The organism is Streptococcus oralis (genome assembly GCF_026782285.1).
Taxonomy (GTDB): Bacteria; Bacillota; Bacilli; order Lactobacillales; family Streptococcaceae; genus Streptococcus; species Streptococcus oralis_CG.
Map to the genome: position 1 here is coordinate 1 of NZ_JAKUWG010000006.1, position 3,324 is coordinate 3,324.

Here is a 3,324-nt window from a genome sequence, read left to right on the forward strand (position 1 = left end):
GTTTATAGGTGTACAAATGTCGGTTTATTAAGAAGAAATATATTTGTTTGCTTTATAATGTTTTCGGTGGTATAATTAAGAAAAAATAAAGAGGGTTTCTTAATGACGAATGAAGTAGTTAAGCATCATAATGATTTGAACACGGTTATCATGAGAAAATGGACGTCAGAAGAGATGAATTTCTTCTTTGCAATAATTGCAAAAGCCAGAGATAACGGCATAGAAGACTTAGTCTTCGATAAGTATCAGTTAGCCGAACTTGCAAGCTATTCTATTCAGCACAATAAACGATTTCACGATACGATGAATAGCTTAGCTAATAATATAACTCAGTTACGATATATTGAAAAAACAAGCAATTCTATTGAGTACATGCCACTGTTTACACGATTTCGAGTGGATTGGAAAGAAGATTTGTCAGATATGACTGCAACAGTTTCTCTTTCGCCGAAATTTGAGTACATCTTAAACAGACTTTCAGCCAATTTCACACAATATGAGCTTGCAGAGTTTACAAATATTCGGTCTACATACGCTAAAACTGCATATAGACTATTAAAACAATGGCGTACAGTAGGTCGTAAAGAGTTCAAGATTGATGAATTTAAAACTTTACTTGATATGCCTAATAGTTATAAATCGAGCGAGATAGATAGAGCAGTCGTCAAACCGATCCTGAAGCAACTTTCACCATATTTTGAGGGATTGAAAGTTAAAAAAATCAAATCCAACAAGCGTGGGAATCCTGTTCTTGGTTATGAGTTTACTTGGAATCCTGAAATGACTGAATCGTATGTTCCAAATAAGTTCGATAAGCCTAAGCAAAGCAAGAAAAGGAAGTCCAACGTTCCTACTTGGTCAACTCCTGATTACGTGAATACAACGAGTGAAGAGAAAAAGGTTGAACTAGAGCGTAAAAAGCAAGAGATGTTAGCTAGATTAGACAATGAGCCCCCAAGGGTTTTGCCTGGGCAAATGGATATGTTTGAAGATTAGCTAGTTACAGAAAAGGGAGTAACAAAATGACAGAAAGAGCAGAACTAATAAACGATATCGAAAAATTAAAAGCTGAAAGAAATAGATTATTAAGGCAAGTAGAAGAAGCTGAGCAGTGGGAAAGTACTGCATGGGATAGTTTTAATGCCTTGGCTGACCATCTACAAGCTACAGAGAAAAAGCAGGCTATTGCCCAAAACTATTGGGACAGTTCTCGAAGCGCTATTGAACTTCAATTTGAATTCGTGGCTAGTCAAATTGCTCGAGTGAAAAAAGTGTTGGATAAAAAACGTTATGAGTTACTAGAGGGTGAAATCGACGAGTTGATGAAAGAGATTGCTGAATTAGCAGACGTTCTCGGTTTGGAGATTGAGGAACTGCCAAAATACTTGCCGTTCTATACCTTACCAGCTGAAGAGATTGTTGATTGAGAAATCAGCATCTCTTTTTTTGTGTGTATCTGTATGAGATAAGAGTGTGTTAAAGTGTGAGATAGTCAAAAAGGGTGATAAACAGGATAGTGTGTGTAAGTAGGCGAAGCCGAGAAAATTACCGGTACCGAAAACGTTGATACTATCAACTCCACACGTTACGTGGGGACAGTTTCCCTTATGCTCTTTTAGAGGCTAGATAAGTAAATTTCCTAGTAAAAACTAAACAAGGGGTTTGGGGCCTCCCAAAAATCAGTTTTCATTTTGAAACTGACCTAGCATGTGGTAAACTTACTGGTAAGGTGATAGCCGCATGCTACGCTTGCCACAACGATATAATGCTAGTAAGGAGGATTTAGAGTCATGTCAGATTGGAAAACACTAAAAGAGGTCGCAGAGGAGTTAGGGATATCAAAAGACCTGGTAAAGTATCACAGAAAAAATTTAAATATTTTCCAGGTTGAACAAGAGGACGGAGTGTATCGTATATCTCCTTCAGGAGTAGATGAGATACGTTCTCGACTGAGAAAAGATAGCTATGATGCCACGTTTGAAGAAAAGGTCATGCGCCGTCTTAGTATGCTTGAAAAGCAGCAAGAATTGATATATGAGTTATTACTCAAAGCGTTGAATGAGCGTAAATAGCCCTTAGAAGGCTTATAGGGGCTATTAAAAATTTTTGGGGTTAATTCTATGGCTTTGATATTAAAATGCGTTAGAGGACAAAATGTAGCTTCTGAGAGCGTCTGAGCGATCTATTCCGTGAAAGCTAGCGCTGAAGAAAAATCTTCCGAAAATTTGTGTGAAAAGAGGTGATAAGGGTGTTAGAAAAAAATAATTATCAAAATAATATAAAACAATTTAGAGTTAGAGAGGGGTTGACACAAGAAGAATTAGCTAAGAAAATAAATATTTCAAGGCAGATGGTAGGTTTAATAGAAAATAATAAAACAATACCATCCGTAGAAATAGCTTTAAAATTATCTAAAGTTCTAAAAGAACCTATAGAACGCCTCTTTTGGTTTTGAAAGGGCTTTACTATTTGTGTTTTTAATGATATTATAGTGTTGAAATAAATAAAAAAGGAGATTGTAAATGAAAAAATATTTACGTCGTATTCCTATGAATCTTTTGGTATTTCCGATTGCATTACCATTTATACCTTTTATAATCGGTTATTTAATCGGAAGCAGATAATGTAAAAAGAGAGTAAATGCTCTCTTTTTATTTGCGCTTTGAATAAGTCGAACCCAAAAATTTTTTTGAAAAAAATTAAGTAATTTATTCTGTCAAACATACTATGGAATAAAGCAAGTGACGAAAAAGCTTATCATACTTTGCTTTTTGGGAAAAGTACATGGTATAATAAAATCGCTATCGGAAAACCGATTGCGACCTGTAGGTCGTGAGAGGAGGTGATAGTCGTGAGTTACTTATTCGAGCTCTTCCTCAACGTTATGGCAAATGTACTGGCACATTTCATTTGCAAATGGCTGGACGATGAGGATAAACGGTAGTCAGCCTACAAACACTCGTTAATCTGAAAAGAACGTAAAAAAAGCCCTAAAGGACTGGCATCCTCTAGGGCTTTGGTGTAGCCTTGAGCTACTTATTCGGCAAATTCATTGTATCATGGTTATATAGTTGTGTCAAAAATATGTACTAGATTTATTTTTAGCTACTGGTGATTTTGCGTTTTAATTTTTAGTTTGTTTTGGGATATGGAGAGAGGGTCGAAACGAAGTGAGACCCTTTTTATATATATTTAATTAATATTTAATAATATATTTAGCCACTCTAAGAGCCTTAGAGTACCAAAGGATTTCAGACTTTATAGGTGTACAAATGTCGGTTTATAGGTGTACAAATGTCGGTTTATAGGTGTACAAATGTCGGT

The 3,324-nt window shown here is 35.6% G+C and carries 4 protein-coding genes; all 4 read left to right on the forward strand.

Annotated features, from left to right (window positions below):
* Window positions 1–102 precede the first annotated feature (102 nt).
* The 4 genes from MK403_RS05085 to MK403_RS05100 all read left to right on the forward strand — a co-directional run bounded on the left by MK403_RS05085 (window position 103) and on the right by MK403_RS05100 (window position 2,455).
* Window positions 103–996 (forward strand): replication initiation protein, encoded by an 894-nt coding sequence (locus tag MK403_RS05085; protein ID WP_093587237.1) that lies wholly within the window; start codon window positions 103–105, stop codon window positions 994–996.
* Window positions 997–1,022: 26 nt separating this feature from the next.
* Window positions 1,023–1,427: a hypothetical protein gene (locus MK403_RS05090; protein ID WP_084868979.1), complete on the forward strand. Its 405-nt coding sequence runs from the start codon at window positions 1,023–1,025 to the stop codon at window positions 1,425–1,427.
* Between the two features lie 363 nt (window positions 1,428–1,790).
* Window positions 1,791–2,072, forward strand: a complete 282-nt coding sequence (locus MK403_RS05095; protein ID WP_268709158.1) for a hypothetical protein — start codon at window positions 1,791–1,793, stop codon at window positions 2,070–2,072.
* A 176-nt stretch (window positions 2,073–2,248) separates the two neighbouring features.
* A complete protein-coding gene (locus MK403_RS05100; RefSeq protein ID WP_093587235.1) occupies window positions 2,249–2,455 on the forward strand; it encodes a helix-turn-helix transcriptional regulator in 207 nt (68 codons plus the stop codon).
* Window positions 2,456–3,324 lie beyond the last annotated feature (869 nt).